General features: G+C 68.7%; 17 protein-coding genes. 11 read left to right on the top strand and 6 right to left on the bottom strand.

The features are described 5' to 3' along the window. Positions 1-61 precede the first annotated feature (61 nt). Positions 62-565, top strand: coding sequence for a DUF427 domain-containing protein (locus ACO06I_RS21095; protein ID WP_421934584.1), 504 nt, complete (start codon positions 62-64; stop codon positions 563-565). Positions 566-626: 61 nt separating this feature from the next. Here the strand turns inward: ACO06I_RS21095 and ACO06I_RS21090 are convergent, their stop codons facing one another. Both ACO06I_RS21090 and ACO06I_RS21085 read right to left on the bottom strand, forming a co-directional pair. After that, positions 627-1,985, bottom strand: coding sequence for a glutamate--cysteine ligase (locus ACO06I_RS21090; RefSeq protein WP_421934583.1), 1,359 nt, complete (start codon positions 1,983-1,985; stop codon positions 627-629). Positions 1,986-2,087: 102 nt separating this feature from the next. Continuing rightward, complete coding sequence (locus tag ACO06I_RS21085) at positions 2,088-2,810, bottom strand: 16S rRNA (uracil(1498)-N(3))-methyltransferase (RefSeq protein WP_421934582.1); 723 nt, start codon at positions 2,808-2,810, stop codon at positions 2,088-2,090. Between the two features lie 49 nt (positions 2,811-2,859). Here ACO06I_RS21085 and ppk2 point away from each other — a divergent pair, with 49 nt between their 5' ends. Genes ppk2 through ACO06I_RS21070 form a run of 3 tightly spaced genes read left to right on the top strand, consistent with a single transcriptional unit; the run spans position 2,860 to position 5,426 of the window. Beyond that, positions 2,860-3,627 (top strand): polyphosphate kinase 2, encoded by a 768-nt coding sequence (gene ppk2, locus ACO06I_RS21080; RefSeq protein WP_421934581.1) that lies wholly within the window; start codon positions 2,860-2,862, stop codon positions 3,625-3,627. A gap of 6 nt (positions 3,628-3,633) precedes the next feature. Beyond that, positions 3,634-4,167, top strand: coding sequence for an AAA family ATPase (locus ACO06I_RS21075; protein ID WP_421934580.1), 534 nt, complete (start codon positions 3,634-3,636; stop codon positions 4,165-4,167). After that, on the top strand, positions 4,164-5,426 hold the full coding sequence (locus ACO06I_RS21070; RefSeq protein WP_421934579.1) for a winged helix-turn-helix domain-containing protein: 1,263 nt from the start codon (positions 4,164-4,166) through the stop codon (positions 5,424-5,426). Before ACO06I_RS21075 ends, ACO06I_RS21070 begins: the two co-directional genes overlap by 4 nt. Before the next feature lie 55 nt (positions 5,427-5,481). On the opposite strand, the gene ACO06I_RS21065 is transcribed toward ACO06I_RS21070, so the two are convergent. Both ACO06I_RS21065 and ACO06I_RS21060 read right to left on the bottom strand, forming a co-directional pair. Beyond that, the gene (locus tag ACO06I_RS21065; RefSeq protein ID WP_421934578.1) at positions 5,482-7,269 is read right to left on the bottom strand and encodes an ABC transporter ATP-binding protein; all 1,788 of its coding nucleotides are present in this window, start codon (positions 7,267-7,269) and stop codon (positions 5,482-5,484) included. Next, on the bottom strand, positions 7,266-9,050 hold the full coding sequence (locus tag ACO06I_RS21060; RefSeq protein WP_421934577.1) for an ABC transporter ATP-binding protein: 1,785 nt from the start codon (positions 9,048-9,050) through the stop codon (positions 7,266-7,268). The genes ACO06I_RS21065 and ACO06I_RS21060 overlap by 4 nt, the downstream gene beginning before the upstream one ends. A 359-nt stretch (positions 9,051-9,409) precedes the next feature. On the opposite strand from ACO06I_RS21060, the gene ubiA reads away from it, so the two are divergent. Further along, positions 9,410-10,348 carry a 4-hydroxybenzoate octaprenyltransferase gene (gene ubiA, locus ACO06I_RS21055; protein ID WP_421934576.1) on the top strand — a complete coding sequence of 313 codons (939 nt, stop codon included), beginning with the start codon at positions 9,410-9,412 and terminating at the stop codon, positions 10,346-10,348. A 59-nt stretch (positions 10,349-10,407) separates the two neighbouring features. Here the strand turns inward: ubiA and ACO06I_RS21050 are convergent, their stop codons facing one another. Next, positions 10,408-10,752, bottom strand: a complete 345-nt coding sequence (locus ACO06I_RS21050) for a lysozyme inhibitor LprI family protein (protein ID WP_421934575.1) — start codon at positions 10,750-10,752, stop codon at positions 10,408-10,410. A 112-nt stretch (positions 10,753-10,864) separates the two neighbouring features. Between ACO06I_RS21050 and ACO06I_RS21045 the strand changes: the two genes are divergently transcribed. The 6 genes from ACO06I_RS21045 to ACO06I_RS21020 all read left to right on the top strand — a co-directional run bounded on the left by ACO06I_RS21045 (position 10,865) and on the right by ACO06I_RS21020 (position 15,103). Beyond that, positions 10,865-11,800, top strand: a complete 936-nt coding sequence (locus ACO06I_RS21045) for a fatty acid desaturase family protein (protein ID WP_421934574.1) — start codon at positions 10,865-10,867, stop codon at positions 11,798-11,800. A gap of 8 nt (positions 11,801-11,808) precedes the next feature. Further along, the gene (locus ACO06I_RS21040; RefSeq protein ID WP_421934573.1) at positions 11,809-12,471 is read left to right on the top strand and encodes a class I SAM-dependent methyltransferase; all 663 of its coding nucleotides are present in this window, start codon (positions 11,809-11,811) and stop codon (positions 12,469-12,471) included. 44 nt (positions 12,472-12,515) lie between these two features. Further along, positions 12,516-12,860 carry a VOC family protein gene (locus ACO06I_RS21035; RefSeq protein WP_421934572.1) on the top strand — a complete coding sequence of 115 codons (345 nt, stop codon included), beginning with the start codon at positions 12,516-12,518 and terminating at the stop codon, positions 12,858-12,860. A 218-nt stretch (positions 12,861-13,078) separates the two neighbouring features. Continuing rightward, positions 13,079-14,224, top strand: coding sequence for a S1C family serine protease (locus ACO06I_RS21030; protein WP_421934571.1), 1,146 nt, complete (start codon positions 13,079-13,081; stop codon positions 14,222-14,224). 46 nt (positions 14,225-14,270) lie between these two features. After that, positions 14,271-14,762 (top strand): hypothetical protein, encoded by a 492-nt coding sequence (locus ACO06I_RS21025; RefSeq protein WP_421934570.1) that lies wholly within the window; start codon positions 14,271-14,273, stop codon positions 14,760-14,762. Then, the gene (locus ACO06I_RS21020) at positions 14,759-15,103 is read left to right on the top strand and encodes an MmcQ/YjbR family DNA-binding protein (protein ID WP_421934569.1); all 345 of its coding nucleotides are present in this window, start codon (positions 14,759-14,761) and stop codon (positions 15,101-15,103) included. Before ACO06I_RS21025 ends, ACO06I_RS21020 begins: the two co-directional genes overlap by 4 nt. Here ACO06I_RS21020 and ACO06I_RS21015 read toward each other — a convergent pair. Next, on the bottom strand, positions 15,100-15,324 hold the full coding sequence (locus ACO06I_RS21015) for a hypothetical protein (protein WP_421934568.1): 225 nt from the start codon (positions 15,322-15,324) through the stop codon (positions 15,100-15,102). The two genes, ACO06I_RS21020 and ACO06I_RS21015, sit on opposite strands and share 4 nt — an antisense overlap. Positions 15,325-15,389: the final 65 nt, after the last annotated feature.

The following is a 15,389-nucleotide window of genomic DNA, read 5'->3' as shown; positions in this document are numbered from 1 at the left end:
CTGGTCCCCCGGGAGCCACACCCCCATCTCAGGCGTTAGCTAGGCCTAGGAGGCGCGTCCCATGAAAATCCCCGGTCCCGACCATCCCATCACCATCACCCCCGGCGCCAGCCGTTGGCGGGTGAAGTTCGCCGGCCACGTCATCGCCGATTCGGCCGACGCCCTGGTTCTGAAGGAGGCCAGCTACAAGCCGGCGGTCTACTTCCCGCGGCAGGACGTCTCCATGGAGTACCTCTCGCGCACGGATCGTACGACCCACTGTCCCTACAAGGGCGATGCGTCCTACTTCACGGTGCTGATGGACGGCGAATTCGCCGAGAACGGCGTCTGGACCTACGAGGAGCCCTATCCGGCCATGGAGCAGATCCGCGGCCGCCTGGCCTTCTATCCCGACCGGTTCGAGATCTACGAGGTGGCCGACGACACCGTCGACCCGGCCCACCTCCACACCGATCGCAAGGCCATCGACGAGGCCGTGCTGCACACCGACTCCGGCTCCGGCGCCAGCCAGAAGGAACACTGGCCGGCCAATACGGATGAAGCTCAGAGGCCCGAGGGGGTCTGACGCCCACCGATCTGTCCGTCATGGCCGGGTTTGTCCCGGCCATGACGATACTGTTGGCAGGTCAGTAGGCGAACGCCTCGAAGACCTTGCTGGCGTCGCCGGCCCAGGGGCCGTTGTAGAGTTCCAGCAGGCGTTCGGCCGGGGTGATCCCGCTGTCGGCGATCTCCTCCAGCTCGGTGAGGTAGCCGGTCTCGTCGATCATGCCGCCGCTCAGGCGGTTGCGGTTCTTCAGGCCCGACCGGGCGATCGCCACCATGTCGCGGGCGACGTCCTGGACGCTGCGGCCGTTCACCTGGGCCTTCAGGCCGATGCGGGCCACGTCGGCGCGCAGGCGCTCGTGATCGTCCACCGACCAGTCCTTGCAGAGGTCCCAGGCCGCAGCCAGGGCCGCCTGGTCGTAGAAGATGCCGGTCCACAGGGCCGGCAGGGCGCAGAGACGGCTCCAGGGCCCGGCGTCGGCGCCGCGCATCTCCAGATACTGCTTCAGACGCACTTCCGGGAACAGGGTGGTGGTGTGGTCGGCCCAGTCCTTGATGGTGGGGCGTTGGCCCGGCATCTCCGGCAGCTCGCCGGCCATGAACTTGACGAAGGATTTGCCCGCCAGGTCGATGTACTTGCCGTCGCGCTTGGCGAAGTACATCGGCACGTTCATGGCGTAGCGGGCGTAGGTCTCGTAGGTGAACCCGTCCTCGAAGACGAAGCCCAGCATGCCGGTGCGGTCGGGATCGGTGTCGGTCCAGATGCGCGCGCGGCTGGAAAGCCAGCCGGACGGCTTGCCCTCCACGAAGGGCGAGTTGGCGAACAGGGCGGTGACGATGGGCTGCAGGGCCAGGCTCACCCGGAACTTGGCGATCATGTCGGCCTCGGAGCCGAAGTCCAGATTGGCCTGCACCGTGCAGGTGCGGAACATCATGTCCAGGCCGAGCTTGCCGACCTTGGGCATGTATTCCCGCATGATCTTGTAGCGGCCCTTGGGCATGACCGGGATCTCGTCGCGACGCCAGATCGGCGTGTGGCCAAGGCCCAGGAAGCCCAGGCCCAGCTCGTCGGCCACGACCTTGACCTCCTGCAGGTGGGCCCCGGTCTCCTCGCAGATGTCGTGCATGGTCTCCAGCGGCGCGCCGGAGAGCTCGAACTGGCCGCCGGGCTCCAGGCTCACATTGGCCTTGCCGCGTTCCAGGGCGATCACGTGCCCGCCCTCCTCCACGGCCTTCCAGCCGAAGCGGGTCAGGCCGTTCAGCAGGGCCTTGATGCCGTCCGGGCCCTCATAGGGAACCGGGGCGTGCGTCCCCAGGCGGAAGACGAACTTCTCGTGCTCAGCGCCCACGCGCCATTGGTCGGCGGGCTTCTCGCCCTCCTCGAACCAGTGGACCAGATCCTCGAACGTGAGGGGTCGGTCGTCGCCCAGGACGTCGGCCATATGTTTCTCCCCAACCCATCACCAACACGCCGACGGCGCGTTCGCTCCCAAACGGCGGCGATCTTTACGCCGTTCAAACAGGTGGGCGCAATTCTCGAAAGCTCAAGGGGCCCGCCAGTCGCCCAGGGCGGCCTGCCAGAGGGTCATGGCGCTGATGGCCGCGGTGTCGGCCCGCAGGATGCGGGGTCCGAGGGTCGCCGGGACCGTGAAGTCCAGGCTCCGCAGGCGTTCGCGCTCGGCGGGCGAGAAGCCCCCCTCCGGTCCGATCAGGATGCCCCAGGGGCCGGAATCGGCGCCGGCCAGGGCGTCGAGCACCGGCTTGGCGTCCCCCGCCTCGTCGCAGAAGAGCAGGGATCTGCCGCTCCAGTCCTTGAGCAGCCGGTCCAGCTTCACCGGTTCGAGGATTTCCGGCACGTCGAGGCGCCCGGTCTGCTCGGCCGCCTCAACCGCGATGGCCTGCAGGCGTTCGACCCGCACCCGGTCGGCGTTGGTGCGCTCGGTCAGCACCGGCCGCACGCGCCGCGCCCCGAGCTCGGCGGCCTTTTCGACGATGGTCTCCAGCCGCCCGCGCTTGACCACCGCGATCACCAGGTCGAGGTCCGGCCCGATCTGCTGGGGCCGCTCCAGGCGGTCGGCACGGAGAATCACCCGACGCTTGCCGGTCTCGATCAGGGTTGCGCGCCACTCGCCATCCCGGCCGTTGAACACCAGCACCTCGTCCCCGACCACCTGGCGCATCACCGCGGCCAGGTACCGGCTCTGCCCGTCGTCCAGCGGCAGGGCGGCGGTGGCGGCGAGATCGTGGGGCACATAGAGGCGGATCATGGGAGCAAGCTTCTAGCCTACTGCCCGCTCGGCGGACTAGGTTCAGTCCATGTCAAAAGATAAGTCCGACAACGACCTCAACAGCCTCGAGCAGGCGCAACTGGCCCTCGTGCGCTTCCAGCAGAAGGCGATGGAGAGCGGCGCCAAGGTGCTGATCATCTTCGAGGGCCGCGACGCGGCGGGGAAGGACGGGACGATCAAGCGCCTGACCGAGCACCTCTCGGTGCGCGCCACCCGCGTGGTCGCCCTGCCCAAGCCCTCGGACCGCGAGCGCAGCCAGTGGTATTTCCAGCGCTACGCGCCCTACCTGCCGGCGGCCGGCGAACTCGTGATCTTCAATCGCTCCTGGTACAATCGCGGCGGGGTCGAGCCGGTGATGGGCTTCTGCACCCCCGAGGAGCACGAGGGCTTCCTGCGCGACGTCTCCACCTTCGAGGCCATGCTGGTGGAAAGCGGCGTCTCGATCGTCAAGCTGTGGCTCGACGTCTCCAAGAAGGAGCAGGCCAAGCGCCTGGCCGAACGTCACAGCGATCCCCTGAAGGTGCTGAAGTCGAGCCCCCTGGACGAGGCCGCCCAGAGCAAGTGGGACGACTACACCCGCGCCCGCGACGAGATGCTCAAGCGCACCCACGCGCCGCGCAGCCCCTGGGTCTGCGTGCGCAACGACGACAAGGAGGCCGGGCGCCTCAACGTGATGCGCCACCTGGTGAACGCCATCGCGCCGAAGGACATTGCCAAGCAGGTCAAGAACCCCGATCCCGACATCATCTTCCCCTTCGAGATCGAGGCCCTCACCGACGGACGCCTGGAGCGTTAGGGGCCGATGGAGCTGGTCTTCCTCCACGGCCCGGCCGCGGTCGGGAAGCTGACGGTGGCGCGCGCGCTCGTCGCCCGCACGGGGTTCGCCCTGTTCCACAATCATCTCGTGGTGGACGCGGTCTACGCCGTGTTCGAGTTCGGAACCGAGCCCTTCATCCGCCTGCGCGAGCAGATGTGGCTGTCGGTCTTCGAGGACGCCGCGAAGATCGGCCGCTCGCTGGTCTTCACCTTCGCGCCGGAGCACACGGTCCCCGAGACCTTCCCGGGCGACACGCGGGCGGCGGTGGAGCGGCACGGCGGCCGGGCGCGGTTCGTCGAGCTCACCGCGCCCATCGACGTTCAGGAAAGCCGTATCGCCGCGGTGTCGCGGAGTGAATTCGGCAAGTTGCGCGATCTGGATATGCTGCGGGACCTGCGAGCCCGGGGGATCTGGGACTATCCGCCCATCCCTTCGGAGTTGGTGGTGGACACCGCCGTCAACGCGCCCGACCAGTCCGCGGAGATCATCATCAAGGCCCTAGGCCTGCCGGTCCTATGACCGAGCCCCTGACCGCCGCCACGGCCCGGCGTATCGCCCTGGCCGCCCAGGGGTTCGCCGACCGCCGGCCCGAGGCGCCGGCCAAGCGCCACCTGCTGAAGACCATCGACCGGCTGGGGCTCCTGCAGATCGACTCGGTCAATGTGGTCAGCCGCACCCACTATCTGCCGCTGTTCTCGAGGCTCGGCGCCTATCCCCGGCCGCTGCTGGAGGAGATCGCCTGGGGCAGGAAGCCGGCCCTGTTCGAATACTGGATGCACGAGGCCTCGCTGGCCCCCCACGCCCTCCAGCCCCTGATGCGCTGGCGGATGGAGGACGCGCGCGAAGGCGTCGGGATCTGGAAGGGCGTCGCCCGCTTCCTGCGGGAGAACCGCCCCTTCATCGACAAGGCCCTGGCCGAAATCCACGCCCGCGGCGCCATCTCCGCCGGTGAGCTGGAGATCGGCGAGAAGAGGGGCGCGGGCGGCTGGTGGGGCTGGAGTGAGGGCAAGCGGGCCATGGAGTGCCTGTTCTGGGCCGGCGAGATCACCACGGCCACCCGACGCACCACCTTCGAGCGGGTCTATGGCCTGCCCGATGACGTCCACCCGAAGTCGGTGCGCGACGCCCCGACCCCGCCCCGCGACGAGGCCCAGCGGGAACTGCTGCGCATCGCCGCCCGCGCCCAGGGCGTGGCGACCGAGCGGGACCTGCGGGACTATTTCCGCATGCCGGTGGCCGACACCAAGGCGCGCCTGGCCGAACTGGTGGAGATGGGCGACCTGCTGCCGGTCACCGTGAAGGGCTGGGACCAGCCGGCCTATCTGGCCCCCGACGCGCGGCGACCACGCAAGATCACCGCCAACGCCCTGCTCTCGCCCTTCGACAACCTGATCTGGTTCCGCGAGCGCACCGAGCGGATGTTCGGCGTGCGCGTCCGGCTGGAGATCTACACCCCCGCCCACAAGCGGGTGCACGGCTACTACGTCCTGCCATTCCTCCAGGGCGAGGCGATCACGGCGCGGGTCGATCTGAAGGCCGACCGCAAGGCCGGCGTCCTGCTGGTGCAGTCGGCCCACGCCGAGCCCTGGGCCGACGCGGAGACGCCCGGGCTGCTGGCGGAGGAACTTCAGCTCATGGCCGGCTGGCTTGGATTGAGCAGCGTCCGCGTCGAGCCCAAGGGCGATCTGGCGGCCGGTCTCGCGGCGGCTCTGACCTCAGATCCTCCGCCACCGGGGAGGGGGACCACGCGCAGCGTGGTGGAGGGGGCTAGGGCCTAGCCCCCTCAGTCGGCTTCGCCGCCAGCTCCCCCGGAGGGGAAGCAATTAGGGCAGCTCATCCCGCCCCCATGGTCACCGCGTGCAGCCGGGCATAGGCCCCGCCCTTGCTGACCAGTTCGGCGTGGCGGCCCTCCTCGATCACCTGGCCGTTCTCGAAGACCAGGATGCGGTCGGCGCCCCGGATCGTCGACAGGCGGTGGGCGATGACGATGGTGGTGCGGCCCACCATCAGCTCCTCCATGGCCGCCTGCACCTCCCGCTCGGTCTCCACGTCCAGGGACGACGTCGCCTCGTCCAGCACCAGGATGGGGGCGTCGGCGAGGAAGGCCCGGGCGATCGCCACCCGCTGGCGCTCGCCGCCGGACAGCTTCACGCCCCGCTCCCCCACCAGGGTGTCGTAGCCCTTGGGCAGGCGGGTGATGAAGTCGTGGGCCCGGGCGCGGCGGGCCGCCAGCTCGATCTCGTCGCGCGTGGCCTCGGGCCGGGCGTAGCTGATGTTCTCGCCGATGGTCCGGTGGAACAGGGCCGGGTCCTGGGGCACCACGGCGATGGCGCGCCGCAGGGAACCCTGCGTCACCTTCGACACGTCCTGGCCGTCGATCAGGATGCGGCCCTCATCGAGGTCGTAGAGCCGCTGGATCAGCTTGACGAAGGTCGACTTGCCCGACCCCGTCGGCCCGACGAGCGCGATCCGCTCCCCCGGCGCGATGGTCAGGGAGAAGTCGCGGTAGAGCGGCTGCTCGGCCGACTTGTAGCCGAAGGTGGCCCGGTCGAAGACCACCTCCCCCAGTTCGCCGGCGAAGGGCGGCGCGCCCGGAGCGTCGGCCACCTGGGCCGACAGGTTGGAGTAGCGGGCCACGTCCTCGACGTCGTCCAGGCCCTTCTGCAGCATGCGGATATTGTCGCCGATGTTGCGGAGATAGCCGCTCATCAACATGAAGGAGGTGACCCCGAAGGCCACGTCGCCCGCGGTCGCCTCGCCCCGGCCCCAGAGCCGCAGCAGCAGGCCGGTGAGCCCCGCCTGCAGCAGCACCAGCACCAGGTTCTGGACCAGCCAGATGTCCATGAACCGGCTCCAGGTGCGGATGATGTTGAAACGCCACAACTCGGTGACGCCGGCGATCCGCGCGGCCTCGCGGTCCTCGGCGCCGAAGCCCCGGACGGTGGCGTTGGAGGCGATGGAATCGGCCAGGGCCCCGCCGATGCGGCTGTCGAGCCCCACCGACTTCAGGTTCAGCGGCCGGGCGAACTTGGTGGTCAGGAAGATGTTCGAGGCGATGTAGAGCACCACCGTCCCGAGCGAGAACAGCCCCACCATCGGCCAGCGCAGGATCATCATCACCGACAGGCCGATCAGCACCGCCAGCGCCGGACCCAACCACATGACCACGGCGTCGGAGACCACGTCATAGCCCCACATGGCGCGGCTGAGCTTGCGCACCGTGGCGCCGGAGAAGTTGTCCCCGTGCCAGTCGGCCGAGAAGGACTGCACCTTCTCGAACCCCTCGTCGGTCATCTCCCGCATGTTCTGCGCCGCCAGGGGGATCCAGAACCGCGTCGAGAGGTTGCGGATCACCGAGGCGGCCAGATAGACGCCGACGAACATCCCCCAGGCCACCCAGGCCAGGTCCGCGCTCGACGGTCCCGCCGCCACGGCGTCCACCAGCCGCCCCGAGGCCCAGGGCATGGCCAGGTCGAAACCGATGGCGGCGAGCGTCGTCACCAGGGTGCCGGCCAGCAGCCAGGGCCGGCGCAGCCAGTAGCCGACGATGAAGCCCAGGACCTGGCGGTTGCTCAGCACCCGGTTGGCGGACTCGTCGGCCTCTTCATAGTGCTCGGTCACGCGCCGCCCTCCGTCACAGCATGCAGGCGGGCATAGGCGCCGCCCCTCGCCACCAGGTCGGCATGGCGGCCCTCCTCCACCAGCTGGCCGCCCTCGAACACCAGGATGCGGTCGGCGCCGCGGATGGTGGACAGGCGGTGGGCGATGACCACCGTGGTGCGGCCGACCATCAGCTCCTCCATGGCCGCCTGGACCTGGCGCTCGGTCTCCACGTCCAGGGACGAGGTGGCCTCGTCCAGGACCAGGATCGGAGCATCCGCCAGGAAAGCCCGCGCAATGGCCACCCGCTGGCGCTCACCGCCCGACAGCTTCACGCCGCGCTCGCCGACCAGGGTGTCGTAGCCGCGAGGCAGTCCGGCGATGAACTCGTGAGCGCGGGCGCGCCTGGCGGCCAGGATGATCTCCTCCTGGGTGGCCTCGGGGCGGGCGTAGCTGATGTTCTCGCCGATGGTCCGGTGGAACAGGGCCGGATCCTGGGGCACCACGGCGATGGCGCGCCGCAGGGAGCCCTGGGTCACCCGGGCGATGTCCTGGCCGTCGATCAGGATGCGGCCGGACTGCACGTCGTACAGCCGCTGCAGCAGCTTGACGAAGGTGGACTTCCCCGCCCCCGTCGGCCCCACCAGGGCCACGCGTTCCCCCGGCGCCACCACCAGGCTGAAGTCCTGGTAGAGCGGCCGCGCGGCGTTCTCATATCCGAAGGTGACGTGGTCGAAGACCACCTCCCCCAGCTCGCCCCGGAACGGCGCGGCGTCGGCCCGGTCGGCCAACTGCGGCTCGGTGCGCATGTAGGTGGCGACGTCCACCATATCGTCCAGGCCCTTCTGCAGCATGCGGGTGATCTCGCTGAAGTTCCGCATATAGCCGGCCATCACGATGAAGGAGGTGATGCCGAAGGCCACGTCACCCGGCGTCGCGTCACCTCGGCTCCAGGCATGGACCAGCTGCCCGGTCAGGCCCGCCTGCAGGACCACCAGGAACAGGTTCTGCCCCCAGCTGACGGTGTTGAAGCTGTTCCAGGTCCGGTGCTGGGCCGCGCGCCAGACAGCCACGTGATCGCTGAACCGCTTCTCCTCGCGGGCCTCCGCCCCGAAGCCCTTCACCACCGGATTGCCGCCGATGGCGTCGGCCAGGTTGGCACCGATCTGGGAGTCCAGCGCCGTCGAGGCCAGGTTCACCGGGCGGATATAGTGGGTCGAAACCACGATGTTGAAGATGGCGAAGGCCACCACCAGCAACGCCACGAACACGCCGGCTACCGGCCACTTCAGGCCGATGGAGATGGCCAGGCCCGACAGCACGATCAGGGTGGGGGTCAGCATCCACAGCAGGGCGTCCGAGGCGCTGTCATAGCCCCACATGGCCCGGCTGACCCGGCGCACCGTGGCGCCGGCGAAGTTGGAGGCGTGCCAGTCGGCGGAGAAGGCCTGAACCCGCGCGAAGGCCTGGGTCACCATCCGCGCCATGATCCGCGAATAGTAGCCGTTGGACAGGCGGAACATGCCGCTGCGCAGGCTGTAGAAGGCCAGGTACAGGCCCGACAGGCTGGCCCAGGCGATCCAGGCCTTGTCGGTGGGCGAGGTGGGCGTCGCCACCGCGTCGATCAGCCCCCGCGTCGCCCAGGGGATCGACAGGTCACAGGCCGTCGAGCCCAGCATCAGCAGGGCGATCAGGGCGAACCGCCGGGGCTCGCCCATCCAGTGCCCCGCCATGAAGGCGATCACCTGGGTGTTGGTCAGGGTGCGGGGACGATTTTCGTCCTCATCGTGGATATCGGTCATTGGAGCCGTCGGAGTGCGATGACGGCGGGAGATGCAGCGAGAGTCCGCGCATCGGCGACGTCATGGAAAAAGGGGAGCGACTGGGGCTTCCAGCGCGGGTCGGCGAACACGGGAGACGTCCTTGGAGCGGGCGCTAAGGGTGCGCGGCGCGGGGAAATCTCAGGTCAGCAGGAAGACCCGGCGGCGCGTGCGGCGAGGGCGGTGGCTGGGATGACTTTCATCTTTGCTGACCCTCCTTTCCGGTCACGTCGTCTGTGGAGCCGGGAAGCTAGGCGGGCGGGATTCCCGCGTCAAGCGACGGCGTTACGCCAAATTGTGACTGCGGCGCGAAAGCCACGGTATGGTATGCGGGGGCCAGGATGACCGCTGTCTCACACCTTCCTGACGCCGACGCCGCCAACTGGGTGGACCGGTTCGCGCCCGTCGCCCTTCGCCCCTGGCTGAAGCTCGGCCGCTTCGACCGGCCCACGGGCATCTGGCTGCTGATGCTGCCCGGCTGGCAGGGGATCGCGCTGGCGGGCGCCATGGACCGCCAGTGGCCAGACGCCCTTCTGATGCTCAAGGTCTTCGTCGGCGCGGCCCTGATGCGGGCGGCCGGCTGCGCCTATAACGACATCGTCGACCGCGACTTCGACGCCAAGGTGGCCCGCACCGCGAACCGCCCGATCCCGTCCGGGCAGATCAGCGTCAAACAGGCCTGGGCCTTCCTGGCAGCCTGCGCCCTGGTCTCGCTCGCCATTCTGCTTACCATGAACCTGCTGGCCATCGCCCTGGGGGTCGCCTCCCTCGGCCTGGTGGCGGCCTATCCCTTCATGAAACGGATCACCTGGTGGCCGCAGGCCTGGCTGGGCCTGACCTTCAACTGGGGCGCCCTGCTGGGCTATGCGGCGGCGACCGGGCGGATCGAGTGGCCGGCCGTCCTGCTCTACGCCTCGGGGATTTTCTGGACCCTGGGCTATGACACCATCTACGCCGTCCAGGACTTGGAGGACGATGCGCTGGCCGGGGTGAAGTCCTCGGCCCTGCGGCTGGGGTCGGCCGCGCCCAAGGCGGTGCTGGGCTTCTATGTGGCGGCCTTCGTCCTGGCGCTCGCCGCCGCCTGGGTCGGTGGGCTCGGCCCCCTGTTCCTGCCGCCGGCGGCCCTGTTCGGCGCCCATCTCTCGCGCCAAGCGGCCCGGCTAGACGTCGGCGACGGCGCCGCGGCCCTGGCGCTGTTCAAATCCAACAGCCTGGCGGGCCTGATGCTGGTGATCGCGCTGGCCGCCGGGATGTGGGCGGGGCCCGCGTCTTCGATCTAGAACGTGACAGCCTGAAGTGGATACCGGTTCAGGCGCCCGTCACGTTCCAAGCAAGCACGCTAGAACGGCCCCTGGCTGTAGACGTGCTGAAGCACCTGGTTCAGCTGGTCGATGCGGCGAGCATAGGCGCGGGTCAGGCAGGCGCGATTGGCGCCGCAGGCGTGGCGCGCCTGCAGCCACTGGATCTGGTCGTCCTGGATCGTGCCGCGCTGGCCCATGGCCACCAGGTGCTGGGTGATCTCGTAGAGCTGGGCCAGGCGGACGTCCTGGTCGTTGAGGGCCAGGTTGGCGCAGATGGCGCGCTCATCGGCCTGGCGGGCGCGGGCGCAGTTGAAGCTGGCCGCCTGGGCGCCGCCGGCGGCGAGGGTCATGGCGAGGACGAGGATCGCGAGGCGGTGGCGCATGGGTCTCTCCGAAGGTCGCCGCGACCCTAGCCCTTCAAAACCCCGCGCCCAAGGCCGTCCGTGACCCAGGGTCACGCTGTTTCGGCGATCAATCTTGTGGGATAATTACGGGATGGCAGCCGCAGCACGCGTCGATCCCAAGACCTATTTCGCGCCCGACGACTTCGCGCGCCTGGCCGCCCATTCCAACTGGAGAGGCCTGGCCCTGGTGGCCCACGCCTGGATCGTGATCCTGGCGGCCGGCGCCATGGTGGTGGTCTGGCCCCTGACCCTGCCGCTGGCCATCATGATCATCGGCGGCCGTCAGCTGGGCCTGGCCATCCTGATGCACGACGCCGCCCACGGCGCCCTGCACAAGAACCTGAAGGTCAACGACCTCGCCGGCGAGTGGCTGACCGGCGGCGGCCTGGCGCGCTACCGCCCCTATCACCTGACCCACCACCGCTTCGCCCAGCAGGCAGAGGACCCGGACCTGGGGCTGTCAGCGCCCTTCCCGATCACCCGGCTGTCGCTGCGCCGCAAGCTGGTGCGCGACCTCACCGGCCAGACCTTCTTCAAGCAGCGGTTCGGCGACCTGGTGGCGCGGCTGAAGGCCCGCAAGCCGGGCCAGCCCCTGCTGCCCATCCTGGCCGAGGAGGTCCGCCGCAAGCGCCGCTGGCTGCTGGGCGGCGTGGTCATCACCGCCATCGGCGCCCCCTTCGACGCCTGGTGGGCCTGGCCGGTGCTGTGGGTCCTGCCCCAGGCCACCTGGTATCCAATGATCACGCGGCTGAGGAACATCGCCGAGCACGCCTGCATCCCCAAGGACGAGCCCGATCCCCTGCGCCATGCGCGGACCACCAAGGCCAACCTGATCGAGCGCGCCCTGCTGGCCCCCTACTATGTGAACTACCACTGCGAACATCACATGTTCATGCACCTGCCCTGCTACCAGCTGCCCCGGGCGCACCGGGCCCTGGTGGCCTCGGGCGCCGCCGAGGGGATGCTGATCGAGCCCGGCGGTTATCTGAAGGTCTTGTCGCTGGCGGCCGGGAAGCCCGAACGCTAAGCGAGGGGATGATCGATCCCAGCTTCGAGGGCCGTCGCGCCTTCATCCTCGAAAACACCCGGCTGCAGGCCCCGCCCCACACGCCGGAGCTGGAGCTGTATCTCGCCGACGAGATTACCCCGATCTGGAGGATGACCGAGGAGGCCCTGGCCGAGATCGGCCTGCCGCCGCCCTTCTGGGCCTTCGCCTGGGCCGGCGGCCAGGCCCTGGCGCGCTACGTCCTGGATAACCGCGAGATCGTCGCGGGCAAGCGGGTGATCGATTTCGCATCGGGCTCCGGCATCGTCGGGATCGCGGCCATGCGGGCCGGCGCGACGAGCGTGCTGGCCGCCGACATCGACGGCTTCTGCGGCGCGGCCCTGTCGCTGAACGCCCAGGCCAATGGCGTCACCGTGGACTTCACCGACGCCAACCTGCTGGAGTCGCCGGCGCCCGCGGCCGACGTCATCCTGGCCGGCGACATCTGCTACGAGAAGCCGATGACCGACGCGGTCATGGCCTTCCTGATCGCCGCGCGCGCGGCTGGCGCCACCGTGTTGATCGGCGATCCGGGCCGCTCCTACTTCCCCCGCTCGGGCCTCACCAAGCTGGCCGAATACCAGGTGGCCACCACCCGCGAGCTGGAGGACCGTGAGGTGAAGAAAACCTGCGTCTGGACTCTCTCGGATTGAGCTTTTAGAAAAGAACAAACACGGAACTGAAAGCGGCGACCGAAATGCGCGAAGACGGCAAGATCGACTACGTGGAGCTGCCGGGCACGGACCTGCCGGCCACCAAGAGCTTCTACGGCCAGGCCTTCGGCTGGACCTTCACCGACTACGGCCCGACCTACGCCGCCTTCGGCGACAGCGGCCTGGACGGCGGCTTCCAGGCCGACCCGGCCGAGCTTCCGAAGGCGCCCCTCGTGGTGATCTTCACCACCGACATCGAGGCCATGCTGGCCAAGGTGACCGCCGCGGGCGGCGAGATCCTCAAGCCGATCTTCAGTTTCCCCGGCGGCCGGAGGTTCCACTTCCGCGACCCCAGCGGGAATGAGCTGGCGGTGTTCACCGAGGATTAAGCGACCTAAGGTTGAAGTCCGGAGGCTAAGGAGCGGGGGCGACGGCGATGTGGAAGGGCTTGGCGGCGCTGGCCGCGATGATGATCTGGTGGGGCTCCGCGGCGTGGGGGCAAACACTTTCCGTTTTTTCAGAACCCCGGCCGCCGGAGGTTGTGGCGAAACCCCTAGGTCCCGGCTCGAAGCCGCGAAGCGTCTCCCTCGCCCGGGTCGGCGACAGCATGAAGCAGGGGCAACCCTGGGCCTTGATCATGTGGGGCCGGAAGTGCCCCGAGGACAATCTGGCCACCTGGGACTCCGAGCGCGACTCCTACGCCAAGGATCCGCTGCTCGATCGCGCTTTCCGGGACGAACTCACCGCGCTCGGCTTTGAGGTCGCGGGGGATCCCAACAATCTCTTCAAGGAAGGGGATGACGGGGCCGAACTCCAAGTGGGAGCCCTGGTCACCGACATCTCCATCATGGCCTGCGCCGGCTTCACAGCCCGGGACCGGAAGCTCGAACTCAAGGACGCGGCCGCTGTGGGCTCCGCCCAGATGGCCGTGGAGTGGCAGATCTATTCGCCCGTCGAGTCCCGCATCCTGGCCAAGATTCCGACCGAGACCCGAGTAGACATCAAGGACCCCCAGACCGAAATCGTCCTTGGAATGCTCACCAAGGTATTCGCCGAGAATGTCCGGGCCCTGGCGGCCACGGACGCCTTTCGCGCCGCCGTGCTGAGCGCCGGTCCCTCCGTATCTGCGCCCAGGGCCCCGAAGCAGAGTCCGCCCATTGTCCTGCCGCAGGCCTCAGCGTCACCCCGTCCGTTGGCCGAGGTTTCGGGGTCCGTGGTGGTCCTGTTCACCGGCGACGGCATGGGCAGCGGCTTCCTCGTGTCCCGCGACGGACATCTGCTGACCAATCGTCACGTGGTGGGCGCCTCGAAATATCTGAAGGTCAAGTGGTCGGACGGGATCGAAACCGTGGGCGAGGTCGTGCGGACCGACCTGGGCCGCGATATCGCCCTGGTGAAGACCGAGCCGCGCGGTCGCCAGCCCTTGCCCCTGCGCCGTGGCGCGGTCCAGCCCGGCGACACGGTCTTCGCCATCGGCACACCCCTGGACAAGCGCCTGCAGGGCAGCCTGACCCAGGGCGTCGTCTCCGGTAATCGCGTGTTGGACGGCTATCGCTACATCCAGAGCGACGTGGTGGTGAACCCCGGCAACAGCGGCGGACCACTGCTGAACGCCAAGGGCGAAGTGGTGGGGGTCACCGTCTCGGGCGTCGGGCAGGAGAAGGCGCCGCGCGGCATCAATTTCTTTATCCCAATTGATGATGCTCTGGACTTCCTGTCGCTGCAGCTCTCCGGACCTGCGCCGGGCCGATAAGACACCGTCACGGGAACGTCCTAGTCCGCCGCCCTGCGTCGGCTTCATGTGCCTGTGGCTGGATAGCGAGAAGCTGGACGCGGCCTGGCGGCCCGACCGCGCCCGCTTCCTGATGTACACCGAGAAGGACGGCCGGCGGCTCAACGTCATCGTCGATCCGGCCAGCCCCATGGCCTGGAAACGGGAGCCCTACTATTCCCGCATCAAGGCCATGTCGCGGCGGGTGCTGGAGGGCTTCGAGCTGGTGGTCTGCATCGACACCCGCCGCATCGTCGTCTTCCCGCACGAGGACGTGGACCTGGGCCATGTGAACCCCGACCACAAGATCGTCTCCAGCTATGCCGAGCGCGACGGCCAGAGCTGGCCCTACGCCATGGTGTTGAGCGATGTCGGCGAGCCGCGCTGGCCCAGGGCTGAGACCCGGGGCTATGCTGGCGCGATGACGCCGAACTTCTTTCCAAGCGCCAGGCAGCCCCACTCAGGACCTCCACGGAGGCTCGCCCGCTCGGGTCGCCCACAAAACACGAGGACTCCATGACCGCCGACGAAATGCGCGAGATCGTCCTGTCGTTTCCAGGCGTCGAGGAGGGCATGTCCTACGGCTCGCCGGCCTTCAAGGTGAACGGCAAGTTCTTCACCCGCCTGCGCCGCGACGACCAGAGCATGGTGCTCACCGGGATCAGCTTCGACGAGCGCGAGATGCTGATGGAGGCCGAGCCCGCCACCTTCCACATCACCGCCCACTACAAGGACTATCCGGCCGTCCTGGCCCGGATCGACAGCCTGCATCCCGGCTCGTTCCGCAACTTCCTGGACCGCCGCTGGCGGGAGATCGCGCCGAAGAAGTGGGTCAAGGAGTTCGACGCCGCGAAGGTCTAGAACTCGTCTTCCATCATCGCCCGGAACTGCTCGAAGATCTCCGAGGCCTGCTCCTCCGGCGGCGGTTCGGGCTCGCCGGTGGTTGCGGGCACGGGGGCGCCGCCGGTCAGGTGACCGGCCACCATGCCGTCCTGGACCAGCAGCAGTTCCTCGCCCTCCGCCAGACCGGTGAGCAGTTGGGCGAGCTTGGGGGGCAGGTCGTCAAGGTCGAGGCGTTTCATGGGCTGGATTTTAGCCCGCCGCTCGCCGGCCGCAAAGGGTGACAGACGCGCGCCCCGGCCCTAGC

This window comes from Phenylobacterium sp. (assembly GCF_965229015.1).
Classification (GTDB): Bacteria; Pseudomonadota; Alphaproteobacteria; order Caulobacterales; family Caulobacteraceae; genus Phenylobacterium.
The sequence above is the reverse complement of the archived record's forward strand: the minus strand, read 5'-3'. Positions and strand labels throughout refer to the sequence as shown.